The organism is Ancylobacter lacus (genome assembly GCF_018390635.1).
GTDB lineage: Bacteria > Pseudomonadota > Alphaproteobacteria > Rhizobiales > Xanthobacteraceae > Ancylobacter > Ancylobacter lacus.
The window spans coordinates 99,225-118,465 of sequence record NZ_JAHBGE010000001.1 but is presented as its reverse complement, the minus strand read 5'-3'; the positions used below and the strand labels follow the sequence as shown (position 1 = coordinate 118,465).

Genomic DNA, 19,241 nt, shown 5'->3' with positions numbered 1-19,241 from the left:
TTCTGGCGCTGCCATCTGATCTTTCGCGCACTGCCATCTGATTTTTCGCGCTACACGCACACCCCCGGCCGGCGACGGCGCGGGGCTTTCGGTGCGGGCACGAGGGCGAGCCCGGCCCTTCGCAGCGGCCGGCAGCCTCTCAGGCGAAGGCCTGCCGCCGCCGGGCCGCCGCATCGCCCTGGCGCAGCCGCACCAGATGGGCGGTGGCGGTGATCAGCACCACCGTCGCGCCGAACTGGTGGGTGAGCGCGAGATCGATCGGCACCTGATGCACCAGCGTCGCGATGCCGAGCGCGGCCTGCAGCGTCACCAGGCCGAACAGCAGCGCGGCCCGTCCACCGGCGCCCGGCACGCCGCGCGCGGCGATGGCGTGCAGCAGCGCCGCCACCCACAGCGCATAGGCGACCATGCGGTGATCGAACTGCACCGTCAGCACATTCTCGAAAAAGTTGCGCCAGGCGGGCTGCTGGATCAGCAGGTCGCCGAGCGGGGGAATGAAATGGCCGTCGATCAGCGGCCAGGTGGTGTGGCTGAGCCCGGCGTCCAGCCCGGCGACGAGGCCGCCGAGGAAGATCTGCAGCACGACCAGAGCCAGCAGAAGCGCGGCCCCGCGCCGCAGCCGGGCCGGGACCGGACGCACCACGGCCGGCGGCTTCAGCGACAGAGCAACCGCCACCGTGGCGGCGAGGATGAGGCAGGCCGTGGTGAGATGGGTGGCGAGCCGGTACTGGCTGACATCGGTGCGCCCCACCAGCCCGGAGGCCACCATCCACCAGCCGATCGCCCCCTGAAGCCCGCCGAGCACGAACAGCCCGCCCAGCTTCCAGCCGAGCGCGCGGTCGATCAGGCCGCGCCACAGGAAGAACAGGAAGGGAAGCAGGAAGGCGAAGCCGATCAGCCGGCCAAGCAGCCGGTGGCCCCACTCCCACCAGAAGATGTATTTGAACTCCTCGAGGCTCATGCCCCGGTTGATCTGGATGTACTGCGGAATCTGCTGGTATTTGGCGAATTCGCTCTGCCAGGCGGCGTCGCCGAGCGGCGGGATCATGCCGGTGACCGGCTTCCACTCGGTGATGGACAGGCCGGATTCGGTGAGGCGGATCGCGCCGCCCACCACCACCATCAGCACGATGAGCGCCGCCACCAGATAGAGCCAGACCCGCACCGGCCGCAGCCGCGCGCCGCGCGCCATATCATCCGGCACGGCGCGCCGCAGGGCGGCGAAGGGCGTATCGAGGCTCGTCATGGCGGCTCCCTGCGGCTGGCGCGGCATCGCCCTGCCAGCGACCGCCGCCCGCTTTCGTCGGATCGTCGCGAGCGATATAGAGGCCGGCAGAGCCGCGCAACTGCGCCAAATGTCCCGCACCGCGCCGGGCCCTTCACAAGATCGGGATGCCGCCATGCCGCCAGCCGACCGTTCGAAGCCCTCCCCCGGCGCCCGGCCCCCGCTGCCGCCGCGGCTGCGCAAATTTATCGGCACGGTCGCGCTGCTGGTGCTGGTCATCGTCTGGGCCCTCGGCGCCATGGCGCTGGCGCAGGGCCGCGTAACCACCCTCCCCGCGGCAGGGCAGTTCATCGCCTATGTCGTGCTCGGCCTCGGCTGGGTGGTGCCGGCAGGGCTGGTGATCGGCTGGATGGTGCGGCTCGACCGCAAGCCGGAAACGCTCTGAGCCGGCGCGGCCGGCGCACGGCCGCCCGCAATCGCGGGGTGAGGCTGCGCGGATTCAGCGCGGCTGCCCGCTTCGCTCCGGGTTCAGGCGGCGAGCGGGAGCCGGAGCGGGGCGGCGAAAGCCACCGGGGCGATGGCGTCGAAGCCGCGGGCGGCAAGCGCGTCGAAGGCCTCCACGGCATCGGTGGCGCCGCCGCCGTCCTCGTCCGGCGGCGTCACCAGCACCACCGTCGGGCCCAAGGCGGCAAGCCGCTCCGTCCCGGCGACACCGCCCAGCGGAGGGGCGGCGATGACGACATGGTCATAGGTCTGCGCCAGCGTGCCCAGAATCAGGACCAGCCGGTCGGCCGAGACGATGGCGTCGAGATCGCGGAGCCCACGCCCGATTGGAATGATATGGCAGCGCGAACCGGCCTCCCGATGGACGACTTCGGAGAAGCTGGCGACGCCGAACAGCAGGTCGGCAAGCCCCGGCGCCCTCGGGTCCGCGGTCAGGCGCTCGAGCCCCATATGGCCGGCATCGAGGCTCACCAGCGCCACCCGGCTGTCGCCGGCGAGTTCCCGCGCCAGCCGCACCGCACAGGCACCCACCGCCTCATCGGCGGCGATGCCGGTGACGACCACCAGCCGCGCCCTGTCGCCACGGGCTTCCACCGCACGGACGATGTCGCCCATGCCGGCCCCCTGCCCCCGGGGACTTCCGATCCACGGCAGATGCCGCTCGCGCCGGCCGTCGCAGCACGGCACCTCGCCCGCCGACCAGCCGGCCGCCTCGGGTTCGAGCCGCCGGCGGCGCCACCCCGCCAGCACAGCGGCAAGCCCGGCCAGCAGGCCGAGCAACCCGCCGGCAAGGATGATGTGGCTGCGCCGGGGATAGCGCGGCGCCGTCTCGGGGTCGGCCCGGCTCATCAGCCGCACCCGGCCCGCGCTGTCGCCCCGGCTGGCCGGCGTCTCCAGCGACGCCTGCTGGCGGCGGAGATAGATGTCGGCGAAGGCGTTCGCCACGTCGGCGGCAAGGCGCGGCCCCGCCGCCGCATAGTTGATGGCGATCATCTGCGAGCCGTCGACGGGGCGAATGTTGAGGCCGGCCAGCACGGCTTCCAGCGCGGCCTCCTCGGAGCCCGCGGCATCGGGCAGACGGGTGGCCAGGCGCTGTTCGCGCACCACCTGGCGGGCGAGATCGCGCGAGCCCATGACCTGCAGCCGGCTGGCGAGCTGGCCGCGGTCGAGCTGGGTCGATCCGGTTTCCAGCACAAGGCGTGCCGTGGCGACGTAGCGTGGCGGCACCAGGTTGACCACACCGGCCGCCAGCAGGGCTCCGGCAACGGCAGATGCCACCACGGCGAGGCGCCCGCGCCGCAGATATCTCCACAGGCCGCGGCCATCCTCCCCGCGAGCCGGGGCCGGCGGATGCGAAGGCTGGAGCAACGACCCGGGAGCAGCCAGCGGCAGGGGAAGGCGATCTGACATGGCGGGATCATCGGGGCGGCATGGTTTCCAGCCCGTTAAAGGCGGACCGTTCACACGAGACGTGATCCGAACTTCCGCGCGCCCTGGGGGTTGTTGTTACACACGCCCGGCCCCGCCGGGCTCACCAGAACAGGAGAACGGACCATGTCCGACCACCATGCCGGCCGCGGGCCGGACGACATGCTGCAACGCCGGGCGGTGCGCTTTGGCGTCCGCGGACCGCAGGACATCATCGATTGCTTCGTGAGCTGGGACGCGCTCGATCAGCTCGAAGGCGGGGGACCGGCGGTCAACACCAGCGACCGGCTGGCCCGCTTCGAGCGGCATCGCCCCGCCATCGAGGCTGCGGCCATGGCGAAATGCCGGGTCACCGACGCGCAGCCGGAAGCCATCTTGCTGGAGGCCAGTGACGTCAAGCCGGGCACGGTCTGAACCGCGTCGGCATCGGCCTGAAAGGAATGGATCGGGGGAGAAATGGTCGGAGCGAGAGGATTTGAACCTCCGACCCCCAGTCCCCCAGACTGGTGCGCTAACCAGGCTGCGCTACGCTCCGACGACTATGGCGCGTTGTCTAACGGCTCGGGGCGTCGCATGCAAGCCTCGTTGCGACGAACTCCACGGGTTCCGTTGCAGGGCGGCGAAGGCGACGCGATGGGGTAGGATAGCTTCGGCCATCACGGCCGAGGCAGGTCACGCATGAACGAAAATCAGCCCCGCCATCATGGGCACGGCGCCCCCCTCGCCGCCGCCCGTCTCGCACCGCCCGCGCTGCCCCCCAGCGCGGAGATGGTGGAGCGCCTGTCGACGCGCCGTTCGCTGCCGCTGCGGGCGCTCGGCGCGCCGGGGCCGACGCCCGATGAACTCGAAACGATTCTGACCCTCGCCATTCGCACGCCGGACCATGGCCGGCTCGCGCCCTGGCGGCTGATCGTGATCGAGGGGGAGGCGCGGAGCGTTCTCGGCGAGCGCCTCGATGCGCTCTACGCCGTGCAGAATCCCGACATGGCGGCGGGCAAGGGCGACATGTGGCGGAGCTACCTGCTGCGGGCTCCGGTCACGGTGGTGGTGGTGAGCCGACCGGACCGTAGCTCGAAAGTGCCGGAATGGAACCAGATCCTGTCCGCCGGCGCCTTGGGCATGGCGCTCACCGTCGCGGCGAATGCGATGGGCTTCGTCACCCAGTGGCTATTGAAATGGCCGGGGCGCGACCCCGAAGCGGCCGCGCTGCTGGGGGTCGAAGCCGGCGAGAGGATCGCCGGCTTCATCCATATCGGCCGCCCGCTGGAGGGGGCGCCCGAGCGGCCCCGCCCCGCACTGGAGGCGGTGGTCAGCCGGTGGACGCCGTAAGCGTCACTCCTCGATGTCGAACGAGACGCCCTGCGCCAGCGGCAGGGTGCGGGAATAGTTGATGGTGTTGGTGGCCCGGCGCATATAGGCCTTCCAGGCGTCGGAGCCCGCCTCTCGGCCGCCGCCGGTCTCCTTCTCGCCGCCGAAGGCGCCGCCGATTTCCGCGCCGGACGGCCCGATGTTCACATTGGCGATGCCGCAGTCCGACCCTTCCGCCGACATGAAGGTCTCGGCCTCGCGCATGTCGTTGGTGAAGATGGAGGAGGAGAGGCCCTGCGGCACCTCGTTCTGCAGCTTGATGGCCTCGTGCAGGCCGGCGCAGCGCAGCACGTAGAGAATGGGGGCGAAGGTCTCCTGCCGCACTACCTCGATCTGCGAGTCGATCTCGACCAGCGCGGGACGGACATAGAAGGCGCCCGGCTTGCCCGCGGCGCCGACCCGCTCGCCGCCATGGACCGTCGCACCGGCGGCACGGGCGGCGTCGAGCGCACGCTGCATCGCTTCGAAAGAGGCTTCGTCGATGAGGGGGCCGATCAGCGTGGAGGCGCTGCGGGGATCGCCGATACCCACCGAGGCATAAGCCTTCACCAGACGCGGCACCAGCGCATCATACACGCTCTCATGCACGATCAGCCGGCGCAGCGTGGTGCAGCGCTGGCCCGCGGTGCCCATCGCCGCAAAGGCGATGCCGCGCAGCGCGATGTCGAGGTCGGCCGAGGGAGAGACGATGGCGGCGTTGTTTCCGCCGAGCTCAAGGATGGAGCGGCCGAAGCGGCGCGCCACCCGCTCGCCCACAATGCGGCCCATTCGGGTCGACCCGGTGGCGGAGATCACCGGGACCCGGTGATCGTCGACCAGCGCCGCGCCGACGTCGCCCGCGCCGATCAGCACCTGGGTCAGCCCCTTCGGCGCCTCGCCGAAGCGGGCGATGGCCCGCTCCACCAGCGCCTGCACCGCCAGCGCGGTCAGCGGCGACTTCTCCGAGGGCTTCCACAGCACCGGATTGCCGCACACCAGCGCAAGCGCGGCGTTCCATGACCAGACCGCAACCGGGAAGTTGAACGCCGTCACCACGCCGACCGGACCGATCGGATGCCAGGTTTCCATCATGCGATGGCCGGGCCGCTCCGACGCGATGGTGAGGCCGTAGAGCTGGCGCGAGAGACCGACGGCGAAGTCGCAGATATCAATCATCTCCTGCACCTCGCCGAGGCCCTCCGAGACGATCTTGCCCGCCTCCAGCGTCACCAGCCGGCCGAGCGCCTGCTTGTGCGTGCGAAGCTCTTCGCCGAGCAGGCGCACCAGTTCGCCGCGCCGCGGCGCCGGCACCGTCCGCCAGGCATGGAAGGCGGCAACCGCCTGATCGACCGCGGCGCCGACCTGCTCGGGGGTCGCGTCCGTGACGTGAGCGACCACCTCGCCGGTGACCGGGGAACGCACGGCACGGCCGCCGCCGGTCCACAGCCCGGGATCGACGCCCACCGCCTTCAGGACATCGGCGACTTCCTGCGGGACAGGCGGAAATTCGTGCGGGGCAGCGGTCATGGCGGCAACTCCTGAGGCGTCGGACGGATGGAACGGCCCTTCCTTTAGCATCCTCCTCGGCCGGCGTAATCCGGCCTTTGGTTGTGGCGGCGGCGGCGGCCGCGCCCAACCCGCGCCAACAAGAGCGTGCAGCCGAGGCTATAGCAATTCAGGCGGCAAGATGTTTTAAATCGGGCAGAGGATTCCCGGCAAAAATCCGATCCATTATGGATGCGAATGCGCATGACTGCCAAAGTTGATATCCCCCTCCACTTGCTGTATTGACCACGCGGGGATGTCAACCAACCGAAGAGGTATTGGTCCGCTTGGCCGCTGACCTAGACTGTCCCGCGACGCATGGGCAGTCCTCTTCCACTGTCGCCAGCCGGGCTGGATGGCGACACGGGAACCGATACATTGCGCTTTAGCTACCTGAACGTCCGCCGCGCCCTCGGGCCGGCTTCGCGCGCCACTCTCGGCGCGACCTCGCTCATCGTCATCTGCCTCTCCGCGACACCTGGCGCGGCGGCCGAGAAAAGGCTCGGCTCGGCAAGCGGCATGGCTTCCTACTATGGATATGGCGGGCGCACCGCCAGCGGCGAGCACCACAATGCCGCCGCCATGACCGCCGCGCACCGCTCACTGCCGTTCGGCACCCATGTGCGCGTCACCAATACCGCCAATGGCCGTTCCGTCGTGGTCCGCATCAACGACCGCGGCCCGTTCGTCCGCGGCCGGGTGATCGACGTTTCCACCGCCGCCGCGGACGCGCTCGGCTTTCGCCGGCGCGGCGTGGCCCGGGTCGATCTCGCCGTGATCGACTGACGGAGGCCGGCCCGCGCGGCGGGCCGTCGTCCCTCTCCTCGATAGGATCGGGTAGGGGACGAAGACGCCACACCGACGCCTCGAGCCGGTTCGGCGCGCTGCGCGACGGACAGGCATCAGCCGCGTGGCGCCGCCGCCTCCTCAAGCAGCCGGCGGCACTCGTGAAGTTCGTTCAGCGTGGCCTTGAGGCGACGCATATCCTCATGCGAGAGCCGCGGGTGTTCCGCCGGCAAAGACCGGGCGGGCTCCACCTCCGCAGCAACCGGCGGGGCTGGCGGCGGCGCCTCCCGGCCCGGACGGGGGTGCGCTTCCCGTGGCGGCGCAGGAACAGGCGGCGGAACGAAGACCGGCGCCGGCATCACGACCGCCGCAGGCGGCGACACGGCCAGCGGCGGGAACGGCAGCTCCACATGCTCGGGCATCAGCCGCTCGCCGCCATGGCGGGCGAGCCGTGCCGCATGGCCGGCCGGGGCTTCGGCCTCGGCCCGCACCAGCCTGCCGGTGTCCTCGGCGCCGGGCGGGGTAGCACCGTGGGACGCCCATTGGTGCGGGGCGGGCTCGCGCAGGTTCGGCTCGCGTGGTCCCGGCTCGCGGCGCGGCGCGCGCGGAGCGGGCGGCACGACGGCCTCCACCGCCTCGTCGCGGCGCCGGGACGGCAGCAGGTTCAGCAGCCCGCCGAGCGCCCCGCCCGCCCGGGGTTCGCCGGCGGCGGAAGGCGCGCCGGAGGCGCCGGCACCCCGCTCATCACCTTCGCCCTCGTCCCTGCCCGGCAACGTCGAGGCCGGCGGAACGGGCTCCGCACCAGGCTGCCAGACCTGCTGGACGTAACGCAGGCCCTGCTCCTTCAGGATCCGCTGCACGCCGCGGATGGTGTAGCCTTCGCTGTAGAGCAGGTGCCGGATGCCGCGCAGCAGCTCGACATCGTCCGGGCGGTAATAGCGCCGCCCGCCGCCGCGCTTCAGCGGGCGTATCTGCGGGAAGCGCGTCTCCCAGAAGCGGAGGACGTGCTGGGGCAGGTCGAGGTCGTCCGCGACCTCGCTGATCGTTCGGAAGGCGTCGGGTCCCTTCTCCACGGCCAGATCCTCCTCCGGCTGTGGCACTGCCTACCGCGGGCTGCCCAAGGCGGCGCCGCGGCTCCGGTCACTTCGAATCGGCCGTGCCGTTGATCTGCTGCTTCAGGATATTGGAGGGCTTGAACACCATCACGCGGCGGGGGGCGATCGGCACCTCCTCGCCGGTCTTGGGGTTGCGCCCGACCCGCTCGCCCTTCTGCCGCACCACGAAGGAACCGAAGGAAGAGAGCTTCACCGTCTCGCCGCGCGCCACGCATTCGGCGATCTCGGTCAGCACCGTCTCCACCAGCGCGGCGGATTCCGTGCGCGAGAGGCCGACGCGTTGATATACCGCTTCGCAGAGATCTGCCCGGGTGATCGTCCGGCCGCTCATGCTCAACTCTCCACTTCGTCGCCGCGACACCGCCCCGCTCTCGCAGGCTGCGCAGGCTCCTGTATGTCAGCCCGGCAGCGTAGGCGGCTCCGCCGGGTGCGGTCAACGCTGACAGCAGCCGCCCTTACCAGCGGATCAGCGCCGAACCCCAGGTGAAGCCGCCACCCATCGCCTCGAGCAGCACGACGTCGCCCCGCTTGATGCGCCCGTCGACATGGGCCGCCGCGAGCGCGAGCGGGATGGAGGCGGCCGAGGTGTTGCCGTGGCGGTCCACCGTGATCACGACCTTCTCCGGCGCAATGCCGAGCTTGTGGGCGCTGGCGTCGATGATGCGACGGTTGGCCTGGTGGGGAACGAACCAGTCCAGCGTCTGCGCGTCGACTCCGGTGGCGGCGAAGGCGTCCTCGATGACATCGGTGATCATGCCGACGGCGTGGCGGAAGACCTCGCGCCCCTCCATACGGAGAAAGCCGACCGAGCGGGTCGAGGACACGCCGCCATCGACATAGAGCTTGTGCTTGTGCCGGCCGTCGGAGCGCAGATGGGTGGTCATCACCCCGCGGGCGGCGGCGTCGCCGTCATGCTCCACGGCCTCCAGCACCATGGCGCCGGCGCCGTCGCCGAACAGGACGCAGGTGGTGCGGTCGGACCAGTCGAGGATACGCGAGAAGGTCTCGGCGCCAATCACCAGCGCCCGGCGGAAGCTGCCCGATTTCAGGAAGGTGTCGGCGGTCGCCAGCGCGTAGACGAAGCCGGAACACACCGCCTGCAGATCGAACGCGGCCCCGCGGGTGATGCCGAGCGCCGCCTGCACGGCCACCGCCGTGGCGGGGAAGGTGTTGTCCGGCGTCGAGGTTGCGAGCACGATCAGGTCGATGTCGGCGGGCTCCAGCCCGGCATCGGCCAGCGCCACGCGCGCCGCGTTGAGGGCGAGGTCCGAGGTCACCTCGCCTTCCGCCGCGATGCGCCGCTCCCGGATGCCGGTGCGCTGCACGATCCAGTCGTCGGAGGTGTCCACCATCAGCGCAAGATCGGCGTTGGTGAGGGTGCGGGCGGGCAGATAGGCCCCCACGCCGCGGACGACGGAACGGAATGTGCTCACGATTGAACCTGCAGAACGTCCGAGGACACGCCAGCCGCCGCAGCGGACGGATCGGCGCCGCCCGCACGCGGCCGCTCGCTGATGTTGGCCTCGATGCGGGAAAGGAGTTGATAGCGGACCATGTCGTACCCGATGTCGACCGCCGAGGCGAAGCCTTCGGCGTCGGTGCCTCCATGGCTCTTGATGACGACCCCATTGAGGCCGAGGAACACCCCGCCATTGGAGCGGCGGGGGTCCAGCTTCTCGCGCAGCGCCTGGAAGGCACCCCGCGCCAGCAGATAGCCGAGCTTGGCCATCCAGCTCCGGCGGATCGCCTCGCCGAGGAACTCCGCCACCTGGCGGGCGGTGCCCTCGGCGGTCTTCAGCGCGATGTTGCCGGCGAACCCCTCGGTCACCACGACATCGACGACGCCCTTGCCGATGTCGTCACCCTCGACGAAACCGCGATAGTCGAGCCCGGGATGGTCGGCCGCGCGCAGCGAGGCCCCGGCTTCCTTGACCTCCTCGACGCCCTTGACCTCCTCGACGCCGACATTGAGCAGGCCGACGCTGGGGCGTTCGATATCGAAGACGATGCGCGCCATCGCCGCACCCATCACCGCCATGTCGATGAGGTGCTGCGCCGTCGCGCCGATGCTGGCGCCGACATCCAGAACCACGCTCTCGCCGCGCCGGGTCGGCCAAAGGCAGGCAATGGCGGGCCGGGAGATGCCGGACATGGTCTTGAGATTGACCTTGGCCATGGCCATCAGCGCGCCGGTATTGCCGGCGGAAACGGCGCAGTCGGCCTTGCCGAGCCGCACCGCGTCGATGGCGCGCCACATGGAGGAGACCTTGCGGCCCTGCCGCAAAGCCTGGCTCGGCTTGTCGTCCATGCGGACGACCACATCGGTGTGGAAGACCTCGCTGGCCGCGGCCAGCTTCGGCCGGGCGGCGAGGATCTCGCGGATTTTGGCCTCGTCGCCGAACAGCAGGTAGCGAATGTCGGGATGCCGCACGAGCGCGATCTCGGCGCCGGGCAGCACCACCTGGGGGCCGTGGTCTCCGCCCATGACGTCGAGCGCGATGCGGACGAGCGATGACATTGAAGCGGGTTCTGTCCTGGTCATTCAAAGTTGGACGGCGCGCCGTTCGGCTTTGGCGACGCCGATGGAGCCGGACGCCGCCTTGCCCGGCGACGTCCGCCGCAGAGGGCATGCCTCAGGTGGGCAGGCGTGACAAGAGCGGCAGGGCGACACGGGTCAACTATCGGCGTTCACGCGCCCTCGGGTCCCGGGCCCACGAGCTTCTTGAGAACGGCGAACGGGGATTCGGGTTCGACATCCTCGGTCACGGGGGTGAATTCCACGCCCGGCTTGCGGGGATAGGGGTCGAGGCCCAGCGCCAGGAACTCGGCGACCACGGCGCCGATGTCGATCCGCCCATCGATCAGCGGGTCGGGCAGATCCTCGGCGCCCACCTCGACCTCGGCGCCGGGCTGCACCTCGGGCAGGCGATCGGCCGGAACGAAGTGCATCTCGATGTCCTCGGACACCGGCGCGTCGAAAGGCTCGAGCGTGGCGACGCAGATCTGCCGGACCACGGCGTCGAGATGGCCTTCCACCCGCACCCCGCCCTGATGGTCCGGCACGAGGGTCACGCGCGCCGTCAGTGCGGGAATGGCCGGGATGTCGAAGTCACGCGCCAGCGCGGCACGCACCGCCTCATCCGGCGCCAGCCTGAAGGTGGAGCCGGCATCGGGAAGGCTGGCGACGAGGATCGGATGGGTGAAGGGCGGCGCTTCGCTCATGACGATGCTCCTTGCGCGGCGGCGGCCAGCCCTGCCGGGACGGCGACCGTGGGAAACGGAATCTCGCCCCGCGCGAAGGTCTCGAACGGGACAGTGTCGAGCGCGCCGGTGAGGACGCGCAGATAGGCTGCCAGCGCCGTGGCCTCTGCCCCGCGGTCCGCCGCGCCGGAATAGACGTTGCGCAGCAGGGCGTCGGCAAGCTCGCCGGCTTCCGGCTGCGCCAGCCCGGCATCATAAACCGCGATGCGGCCGAAGAAGGACTCGGCGATCTTCTTCATCCGCTTGGGCACGATCAGGTCGCCGACGCCCATCTCCCGCAGATTGGCGTCCATGTCGACGCAGAAGGCGTCGAACACCCGCTGGCCCAGCGCCCGCCGCGCCTCGTCCTCGGCCTTCAGGCGGTGAAACAGCGCGAAGAGATGCAGCAGGATCATCTCGAAGCGCCCCTCGATCGTGTCGGGCACGCGATAAGCGGTGTAGAAGACGGGATCGCGCGATTGCGCCACGATCGCGCCATAGAGCCGCTGGATGGTCTCGACCGCATCGTCGCGGCGGAAGAAGCGGAGAATCATGGCCGTCTCCCGGCTGCCCACGCCCGTTCGCCTCTCGGCGTAGGGGCGGGTTAGCGTGAGCGCGGCCGCGAGGCAAGTGCGGCGTGGGGTGGCGGCGCGGGACAGCGCCCCGGACGGTTCGCCGGCAGGCGCCGGTCGGGCCTTTGGCTGTTCCGGGCTTTCCACCCGCCGCCGGGCATGGCAGATCAAGCGGCGCGCGGCCGGACGCGGCTGTCGAACCGAACGAGGAATGGATGCAGACGAAGTTCGCAGGGACCGCCGGATCGGCACGCTGCCGCAAGGGTGTCGCCGCCCTCGCCGTGATCCTCGCCGCCGGCACGCTGGCGGCCTGCGGCGACACGCCCCTGCCCTCGGCGAGCCTCGGCCTGCCGCGCCAGCCCACCGGCTTCGTCTCTGAGCAGCAGCGCGGCTACGTCTCCACCCAGAACGCGCTGGACCAGTTGCCGATCGGCTCCAGCCAGGAGCAGGTGCTTCTGGTGCTGGGCACCCCCTCCACCGTGGCCACCGTGGACGGCGAGGTGTTCTATTACATCTCGCAGCGGACCAAGAAGGTCATGTTCATGCGGCCGGAGATCATCGACCAGCGGGTCATGGCGATCTATTTCGACCCGAAGGACAAGCGCGTCACCCGCATCGCCGATTACGGCCTGCAGGACGGCAAGGTGTTCGACTTCGTCTCCCGCACGACGCCGACCAGCGGCGGCGAGCTGTCCTTCCTCGGCCAGATCTTCTCCGCCACGGGCTTCGCCGGCGGCTGATCCGGCGGGGCCCCGACGCCTTCCCGCGGCTGACGGAACCGGCCTGAGCGAAGGTCGAAGCGCGCCGGGCCGGTGCCCGGGAGGCCGGGATCGCGAGACCCCGGCCGCAGGCGGCCTCTTCAGTGGGCCAGCACGGCGAGCAGCAGCAGCGCCACGATGTTGGTGATCTTGATCATCGGGTTGACCGCCGGTCCCGCCGTGTCCTTGTAGGGATCGCCGACGGTGTCGCCCGTCACGGCGGCCTTGTGGGCTTCCGAGCCTTTCAGGTGACGCACGCCGTCCTTGTCGACGAAGCCGTCCTCGAAGGATTTCTTGGCGTTGTCCCAGGCCCCGCCGCCCGAGGTCATGGAAATCGCGACGAACAGCCCGGTCACGATCACGCCGAGCAGCATCGCCCCGACCGCCGAGAAGCCGGCCGATTTGCCCGCCGCCCCGCCCCCGGCGATCAGATAGATCGCGAAATAGCAGACGATGGGTGAGAGCACCGGCAGCAGCGAGGGGATGATCATCTCCTTGATCGCGGCGCGGGTGAGCATGTCGACCGCCCGGCCGTAGTCCGGCTTGTCGCGTCCCTGCATGATGCCGGGCTTCTCGCGGAACTGCCGGCGCACCTCCTCGACGATCGCGCCGGCCGCCCGCCCCACGGCCGTCATGCCCATGGCGGCGAAGAGGAAGGGCAGCAGCCCGCCGAACAGCAGGCCGACGACGACATAGGGATTTTCCAGCGAGAAGTTCGGCTGCACGCCGGCGAAATAGGGATTGGCGGCGGCGTTGGCGGTGAAGAACTTCAGATCCTGGTTATAGGCGGCGAACAGCACAAGGGCGCCCAGCCCGGCCGAGCCGATGGCGTAACCCTTGGTGATGGCCTTGGTGGTGTTGCCCACCGCGTCGAGCGCGTCGGTGGCGTGGCGCACCTCCTTGGGAAGACCGGCCATTTCCGCGATGCCGCCGGCATTGTCGGTCACCGGCCCGAAGGCGTCGAGCGCAACCACCATGCCGGCCAGCGCCAGCATGGTCGTCGCCGCGATCGCGGTGCCGAAGAGCCCCGCCAGCCCATAGGTGGCGAGAATGCCGGCGATGATGACCAGCGTCGGCAGGGCGGTCGATTCCAGCGAAACGGCGAGGCCCTGGATGATGTTGGTACCGTGCCCGGTCACCGAGGCCTGGGCGATCGACACCACCGGCCGATAGCCGGTTCCGGTGTAGTACTCCGTGATCCAGACGATGGCGCCGGTCACCAGCAGCCCGACCAGCCCGCACAGGAACAGCGCGAAGCCGGAGAAACCGACCCCGGCGATGGGGCCGAACCCGACCACCAGCCCGGTGACCAGAGCCAGCGCCACCACGGACAGCAGCGCCGTCGCGATGAAGCCGCGGTAGAGCGCGCCCATGATCGACTGGCTGGCCGGCAGCTTCACGAAAAACGTGCCGGCAATGGAGGTGAGAATGCACACCCCGCCAATGGCGAGCGGGTAGAGCACCATGGCGCGCAACGTCTCGCTGTCGCCAGAGAAGAAGATGATGGCGAGCACCATGGTGGCCACCAGCGTCACCGCATAGGTCTCGAACAGGTCGGCCGCCATGCCGGCGCAATCGCCGACATTGTCGCCGACATTGTCGGCGATGGTGGCGGGATTGCGGGGATCGTCCTCGGGGATGCCGGCCTCGACCTTGCCGACGAGGTCGCCGCCGACATCCGCTCCCTTGGTGAAGATGCCGCCGCCGAGCCGTGCGAAGATCGAGATCAGCGAGGCGCCGAAGCCCAGCGCCACCAGCGCGTCGATCACCGTTCGCTCGCCGCTGCCGAAGCCCAGCAAGTGCACCAGCACGCCGTAATAGATCGACACGGCCAGCAGCGCGAGGCCGGCCACCAGAAGGCCGGTGACCGCGCCGGCCTTGAAGGCGATGTCCAGCCCGCCGGCGAGCGAGACCGTCGCGGCCTGCGCCGTGCGCACATTCGCCCGCACCGACACGTTCATGCCGATGAACCCGGCAAGGCCGGAGAGCAGCGCGCCGAACAGGAAGCCGAATGCCACCAGCCAGCCGAGCAGGAACCCGACCACAAGGAAGATGACGGCGCCCACCACGGCGATGGTCGTGTATTGCCGCGCGAGATAGGCCTGCGCGCCCTCACGGATGGCGCCGGCAATCTCCTGCATGCGCGACGTGCCGGGATCGGCGGACAGGACGGAGCGGATCGCCCATACGCCGTAGACGATGGAGAGCGCGCCGCAGACGATGATGAGGAAGAGCGAAAGCATGAAGGGATTCCACCTGGGCTGTTTCCACAGGCGGGTTTTTTTGCGGGTGGTGCGGCGCCGCGGCGTCGCCCGTCTCGGTGTCTCCGCCCGCCAGCCGGGACCCGACGGTCGCGAGCGTGCCAAAAAGTCGCACCACCTGCAATGAATGCTTCGTGTTGGGCGCGAAAAACCGCTAGAATACCAAATACATGCCGCGAAGCCGGCCTGCCCGGCGGCTTTCAACCGAAGCGGCCGGGCGCGAAAGGCGCGGGATCCGCCACCGGGTCGGCGCCCGTCATCATCTCCGCCACCAGCCGCCCGGTCACCGGGCCGAGGGTGAAGCCGAGATGCTGGTGGCCGATCGCCAGCCACAGCCCCGGCCGGCGCGGCACCGGGCCGATGGCCGGCAGCATGTCGGGGAAGGCGGGTCGGCAACCCATCCACGGTTCCGGCTCGAGCCGGGGCCCCAGCGGGAAGAGGTCGCGCGCCAGCGCCTCGGTGCGGGCGAGCTGAACCGGGCTCTTGGGAGCATCGCGGCGCGCGAACTCCACCCCGGTGGTCAGCCGGATGCCGGCTTCCATCGGGGTGATGACATAGCCGCCCTCCTCGTCGAGCACCGGCCGGCGCAGCCCGGCATTGCCCTGAGCGCCATAATGCATGTGGTAGCCGCGCTTCACCTGCAGCGGGACCCGCACGCCCAGCGGGTCGAGCAGGTCGCGGGCCCACGGCCCCAGCGCGACGACGACCCGGTCGGCGTCGTGCCGGCCCTTCGCGGTCTCGACCCGCCAGCCGCCGGGAATGGCGCCGAGCGAGCGGGCATCGGCCTGCACCAGCCGGCCGCCGAGCCGCTCGAAATGGGCGGCATAGGCCTTGGTGACGCCCCCGGGGCTGGAAACCGAATGGGGATCGGACCACAGCACCGCGCCATGGAAGACCGGCCGCAGCGCGGGCTCCAGCTCCAGCGCCTCATCCACGCTCTTCTCCACCGCGGTGAGGCCGTATTGCCGGGCGAGCGGAAATTCCCTGCGCTCGACGTCGAGCCCCTGCGGAGTGCGGTAGAGCTTCAGCCAGCCGCCTTCCCGGAAATAATGTTCAGCGCCCGCCAGCGCGGCGAGATGATCGTGCTCGGCGATGCTGTGGCTGAGCAGGGTCTGCATCACCCGGGCATAGATGAGAACGCGGTCCGGCGCCGACGCCCGCCAGTAGTTGAACATCCAGCGCGTGAGCCCCGGCAGCGCGGAGAGGTGGTAGTTGGCCGCCGGGTTGCGCCCCAGCGCGACGTCGAGCAGCGCCCGGAAATCGCGCGGGAATGCGACGGGGTAGAGCGAGGCCGCCTCCACCAGGCCGGCATTGCCGTAGGAGGTCTCCTCGCCCGGCGCGCGGCGATCGACCAGCGTGACGGACTGGCCGCGCAGCGCGAGGTGCAGGGCGATGGAGGTGCCGACGATCCCGGCGCCGAGCACCAGTGTATCCGACTTCATGATGGACTCCGGCAGGACGGGACAGGCGGCATGCGAGGGCGGCGGAGCCCCTGCCCCGCCGCCCCGCCCGCATCGTGGAGAGGGTCCACGCGGCGGACCCTCGCTCTCGTCGATCAGTAGATGTCGAAGGGGAAGTATTTGGCGTTGATCTTCTTGTAGGTGCCGTCGGCGACGATCTCCTTGATCGCCTTGTTGAACATCTCGCGCAGCTCGTTGTCCTCCTTGCGCAGCGCGATGCCGGTGCCCTGCGGGTTCACGTCGGCTAGGTCCGGGCCGATGAACTTGCAGCACTTGCCGGCGTCGGTCTTCTCCAGCCACTCGTACAGCACGAACTTGTCGGCCAGCACCGCGTCGAGACGGCCCGCGGCGAGGTCGGCATTGGCCTCGTCCTGGGTCTGGTACAGCTTGATCTCGGAATCCTTGTACTTGTCCTCAAGATAGACCGAACCGGTGGTCGAGGACTGGGCGCCGATGGTCTTGCCCTTCAGCCCGGCGGGAGAGATGTCGGTGAGGGTGGTGTTCTTCGGCGCGATGAAATTGCCGGGGGTGAGGTAGTAGGGAATGGTGAAGGCCACCTTCTCCTTGCGCTCGTCGGTGATCGACATGGAGGCGACGATCGCGTCGAACTTCTTGGCGAGCAGGGCCGGGATGATGCCGTCCCAGTCCTGCGCCACGAAGGTGCATTCCACCTTCATCTTCTCGCACATGGCCTTGGCGATATCGATGTCGAAGCCGACGAGCTGACCGGTCGAATCGACCGAGTTGAAGGGCGGGTACGCGCCCTCGGTGCCGATTCGCACCTTCTTGATGTCGGCCTGGGCGACGCCGACGCCGAGCATCAGCGCTGCTGCCGTGAGGACGAGGCTCTTGAGTTTCATGTCATATGTTCCCGCTGGCGTTGTGCCATTTGCCGCCAGAGGCTAGGCGGCGGCGCGGGAGGTGGCAATCAGCCCTTTCGGTCAGAAGTGGCTGAAGCTGCCGCGCGCGAAGGTCAGCGGCTCCCCGTCCGCCCCGACCACGCTGAGGCCGCTGCCCGAAGTGGTGCGGCCGATCTCGCTCAACGGCACGCCGGCCGCGGTGGCGTTGACACCGAAGGCGTCGAGCCGGGAAACCGGCACCACCGCCAGAATCTCGTAATCGTCGCCGCCGGTCAGGGCGGTTTCCAGCAGCGCCGGCTCGGCGGCGATGGCGGCACGGGCGGCGGGCGAGAGCGGCACCCGGGCGGCTTCCACAACCGCCCCGACACCGGACGCCGCCAGCAGCTTGGCGAGATCGCCCACCAGCCCGTCCGACACGTCCATGGCGGCGCTCGCGCTGCCCCGCAAGGCGGCGGCGAGGCCGAGCCGCGGCCGTGGGTGGAGGTAGCGGTCCAGCAGGAAGTCGCGGTGCTCCGGCGCGAGCCGGGCGAAGCCGGGGCGACCGGGGTCGAGCCGCAGCGCGAGCCCCAGGGCGGCATCGCCAATCGTGCCGGAGACCACCACCGCCTGCCCCTCGCGCGCGCCGGAGCGGGTCACGAGGCTGCCCTGCGGCAGCGTGCCCAGCGCGGTGAGCGACACCGTCAGCGGCCCCGGCGTGCGCACCGTGTCGCCGCCGAGCAGCGGCGCGCCATAGGCCTCCACATCCTCGCCGAGGCCGCGGGCAAAGGCGGCCAGCGCGTCCTCGTCCATGTCCGGCGGGATGGCGATGGCGAGCAGCACGCCGAGCGGCACCGCGCCCTTGGCGGCGAGATCGGACAGGTTCACCCGCATCGCCTTGCGGGCGATGGAAGCCGGAGGATCGTCCGGGAAGAAATGAACGCCGGCGACGAGCGCGTCCTTGGTCAGGACGAGGTCATGGCCGGGCGGCGGGGCGATGCAGGCGGCATCGTCGGTGAGGCCGATCGCGCCCGGATGCCGGGCGATCGGCTTGAACAGCCGGGCGATCAGCCGGTCCTCGGCGGAGGCCCCGCCGCTGGCCGATCCCGTCTGCGTCATGCCGGCTCTCCTGCCCGTTCGATGCCGTGCCGGCCTGCCTCAGCCGGTGAACTCGCCGGCCCGCGATTCGCGCGCCAGACCATCCAACACCGCGTTGACCATTCCGGTTTCCTCGCGGTCGAGAAAGGCCGCCGCGACGTTCACATATTCGGCGACGACGACGCGGGCGGGAATGTCCGGGCGACCGGAAAGCTCATAGGCGCCGGCACGCAGCACCGCGCGCAGCACCGCCTCGATGCGCTTGAGAGGCCAGCCATGGACCAGCGCGGCGTCGAGCGCGAGATCGATGACCCGCTGCTCGCGCAGCACGCCGGCGACGATGTCGCGGAACAGCGTGACGTCGGCGGCGGCGATCTCGTCGCCCTCGATTTCCTTGCCGATCCAGTGGGTCTCGAACTGGGCGAGAATTTCCGGCAGCGGCGTCGCGGCGACGTCCATCTGGTAGAGCGCCTGCACGGCGTTGAGCCGCGCCGCGCTCTTGCGCACCGGCTTGTGGTTCACGCCCTTGGCGGCCCCGGTCATGGCCGGGCTCCGCTCCGCTGCAGGCGCAGCAACGTCAGCGCCGCCTCGGCTGCGCCGCCGCCTTTGTTGCCCTCGCTCACCCGGGCACGCACCCAGGCCTGCTCGTCGGTCTCGACGGTGAGGATGCCGTTGCCGAGCGCGAGCTTGCGGGCGACCGCGAGGTCCATCAGCGCGCGGGAAGACTCCCCGGCGACGACCTCGAAATGATAGGTCTCGCCGCGCACGACGCAGCCGAGCGCGACCGCGGCGTCGAAAGGCTCGCCGGCCGCCGCGGCGGCATCGAGCCGCATCGCGATGGCGATGGGAATCTCCAGCGCGCCCGGCACCGAGACGACCTCGAAGGTCGCCCCGGCGGCCTCGACCGCGCCGACCGCGCCGGCCAGAAGCTCGTCGGCGATATCGTCATAGAAGCGCGCCTCGACGATGAGGACCCGGGCGCCGTCGAGCGGCGCGAGGGGAGCATCGGATGCACGCGGCGGGCGGGGGCTCGCCATGGAGGCACCTCGTTGGCAATGGGACGGCC

19 protein-coding genes, 1 tRNA gene and 1 pseudogene are annotated in these 19,241 nt (G+C 70.3%); 5 read left to right on the top strand and 16 right to left on the bottom strand.

Annotation, left to right across the window (positions count from 1 at the left end; all coding sequences use genetic code 11):
- Positions 1–139 precede the first annotated feature (139 nt).
- On the bottom strand, positions 140–1,192 hold the full coding sequence (locus KHC27_RS00620) for a COX15/CtaA family protein (RefSeq protein WP_213333892.1): 1,053 nt from the start codon (positions 1,190–1,192) through the stop codon (positions 140–142).
- A 208-nt stretch (positions 1,193–1,400) separates the two neighbouring features.
- On the opposite strand from KHC27_RS00620, the gene KHC27_RS00615 reads away from it, so the two are divergent.
- Entirely contained in the window at positions 1,401–1,670 is a 270-nt protein-coding gene (locus KHC27_RS00615; RefSeq protein WP_246518601.1) for a DUF2842 domain-containing protein, read from the top strand.
- A gap of 83 nt (positions 1,671–1,753) precedes the next feature.
- Here the strand turns inward: KHC27_RS00615 and KHC27_RS00610 are convergent, their stop codons facing one another.
- Positions 1,754–3,010 carry a tyrosine-protein kinase family protein gene (locus KHC27_RS00610; protein WP_213333879.1) on the bottom strand — a complete coding sequence of 419 codons (1,257 nt, stop codon included), beginning with the start codon at positions 3,008–3,010 and terminating at the stop codon, positions 1,754–1,756.
- 273 nt (positions 3,011–3,283) lie between these two features.
- Between KHC27_RS00610 and KHC27_RS00605 the strand changes: the two genes are divergently transcribed.
- Positions 3,284–3,571: a DUF1488 family protein gene (locus KHC27_RS00605; RefSeq protein ID WP_213333877.1), complete on the top strand. Its 288-nt coding sequence runs from the start codon at positions 3,284–3,286 to the stop codon at positions 3,569–3,571.
- A 43-nt stretch (positions 3,572–3,614) separates the two neighbouring features.
- Here the strand turns inward: KHC27_RS00605 and KHC27_RS00600 are convergent.
- Positions 3,615–3,692: transfer RNA gene (locus KHC27_RS00600), tRNA-Pro, on the bottom strand.
- Between the two features lie 143 nt (positions 3,693–3,835).
- Between KHC27_RS00600 and KHC27_RS00595 the strand changes: the two genes are divergently transcribed.
- The gene (locus tag KHC27_RS00595) at positions 3,836–4,486 is read left to right on the top strand and encodes a nitroreductase family protein (protein ID WP_213333875.1); all 651 of its coding nucleotides are present in this window, start codon (positions 3,836–3,838) and stop codon (positions 4,484–4,486) included.
- 3 nt (positions 4,487–4,489) lie between these two features.
- Here KHC27_RS00595 and amaB read toward each other — a convergent pair whose 3' ends face one another.
- Positions 4,490–6,031: an L-piperidine-6-carboxylate dehydrogenase gene (gene amaB / locus KHC27_RS00590; protein WP_213333873.1), complete on the bottom strand. Its 1,542-nt coding sequence runs from the start codon at positions 6,029–6,031 to the stop codon at positions 4,490–4,492.
- Positions 6,032–6,502: 471 nt separating this feature from the next.
- Here amaB and KHC27_RS00585 point away from each other — a divergent pair, with 471 nt between their 5' ends.
- Positions 6,503–6,835 carry a septal ring lytic transglycosylase RlpA family protein gene (locus tag KHC27_RS00585; protein ID WP_425514846.1) on the top strand — a complete coding sequence of 111 codons (333 nt, stop codon included), beginning with the start codon at positions 6,503–6,505 and terminating at the stop codon, positions 6,833–6,835.
- Between the two features lie 680 nt (positions 6,836–7,515).
- Here the strand turns inward: KHC27_RS00585 and KHC27_RS22070 are convergent.
- From KHC27_RS22070 to KHC27_RS00555, 6 genes and pseudogenes are all read right to left on the bottom strand, one after another.
- Positions 7,516–7,914 (bottom strand): annotated as a pseudogene (locus KHC27_RS22070) (MerR family transcriptional regulator); the annotation flags it as partial.
- A 61-nt stretch (positions 7,915–7,975) separates the two neighbouring features.
- Positions 7,976–8,287: an integration host factor subunit alpha gene (locus KHC27_RS00575; RefSeq protein WP_213333871.1), complete on the bottom strand. Its 312-nt coding sequence runs from the start codon at positions 8,285–8,287 to the stop codon at positions 7,976–7,978.
- A gap of 118 nt (positions 8,288–8,405) precedes the next feature.
- Complete coding sequence (locus KHC27_RS00570) at positions 8,406–9,383, bottom strand: beta-ketoacyl-ACP synthase III (RefSeq protein WP_213333870.1); 978 nt, start codon at positions 9,381–9,383, stop codon at positions 8,406–8,408.
- Positions 9,380–10,468: a phosphate acyltransferase PlsX gene (plsX, locus tag KHC27_RS00565; RefSeq protein ID WP_213333869.1), complete on the bottom strand. Its 1,089-nt coding sequence runs from the start codon at positions 10,466–10,468 to the stop codon at positions 9,380–9,382. Before plsX ends, KHC27_RS00570 begins: the two co-directional genes overlap by 4 nt.
- A gap of 170 nt (positions 10,469–10,638) precedes the next feature.
- Positions 10,639–11,172 (bottom strand): YceD family protein, encoded by a 534-nt coding sequence (locus KHC27_RS00560; RefSeq protein WP_213333868.1) that lies wholly within the window; start codon positions 11,170–11,172, stop codon positions 10,639–10,641.
- Positions 11,169–11,744 (bottom strand): ubiquinol-cytochrome C chaperone family protein, encoded by a 576-nt coding sequence (locus KHC27_RS00555; protein WP_213333867.1) that lies wholly within the window; start codon positions 11,742–11,744, stop codon positions 11,169–11,171. Before KHC27_RS00555 ends, KHC27_RS00560 begins: the two co-directional genes overlap by 4 nt.
- Positions 11,745–11,977: 233 nt before the next feature.
- Here KHC27_RS00555 and KHC27_RS00550 point away from each other — a divergent pair, with 233 nt between their 5' ends.
- Entirely contained in the window at positions 11,978–12,502 is a 525-nt protein-coding gene (locus KHC27_RS00550; RefSeq protein WP_213333866.1) for an outer membrane protein assembly factor BamE, read from the top strand.
- 119 nt (positions 12,503–12,621) lie between these two features.
- Here the strand turns inward: KHC27_RS00550 and KHC27_RS00545 are convergent, their stop codons facing one another.
- The 6 genes from KHC27_RS00545 to ribH form a co-directional block, all read right to left on the bottom strand.
- Positions 12,622–14,763 carry a sodium-translocating pyrophosphatase gene (locus KHC27_RS00545; RefSeq protein ID WP_213333865.1) on the bottom strand — a complete coding sequence of 714 codons (2,142 nt, stop codon included), beginning with the start codon at positions 14,761–14,763 and terminating at the stop codon, positions 12,622–12,624.
- Positions 14,764–14,981: 218 nt separating this feature from the next.
- Positions 14,982–16,223: an NAD(P)/FAD-dependent oxidoreductase gene (locus tag KHC27_RS00540; RefSeq protein ID WP_213333864.1), complete on the bottom strand. Its 1,242-nt coding sequence runs from the start codon at positions 16,221–16,223 to the stop codon at positions 14,982–14,984.
- A gap of 113 nt (positions 16,224–16,336) precedes the next feature.
- Positions 16,337–17,101, bottom strand: coding sequence for an ABC transporter substrate-binding protein (locus KHC27_RS00535; RefSeq protein ID WP_213333863.1), 765 nt, complete (start codon positions 17,099–17,101; stop codon positions 16,337–16,339).
- Positions 17,102–17,182: 81 nt separating this feature from the next.
- Positions 17,183–18,196 (bottom strand): thiamine-phosphate kinase, encoded by a 1,014-nt coding sequence (gene thiL, locus KHC27_RS00530; RefSeq protein WP_213333862.1) that lies wholly within the window; start codon positions 18,194–18,196, stop codon positions 17,183–17,185.
- A gap of 39 nt (positions 18,197–18,235) precedes the next feature.
- Positions 18,236–18,718 (bottom strand): transcription antitermination factor NusB, encoded by a 483-nt coding sequence (gene nusB, locus KHC27_RS00525; protein ID WP_213333861.1) that lies wholly within the window; start codon positions 18,716–18,718, stop codon positions 18,236–18,238.
- A complete protein-coding gene (ribH, locus tag KHC27_RS00520; RefSeq protein ID WP_213333860.1) occupies positions 18,715–19,212 on the bottom strand; it encodes a 6,7-dimethyl-8-ribityllumazine synthase in 498 nt (165 codons plus the stop codon). Before ribH ends, nusB begins: the two co-directional genes overlap by 4 nt.
- Positions 19,213–19,241: the final 29 nt, after the last annotated feature.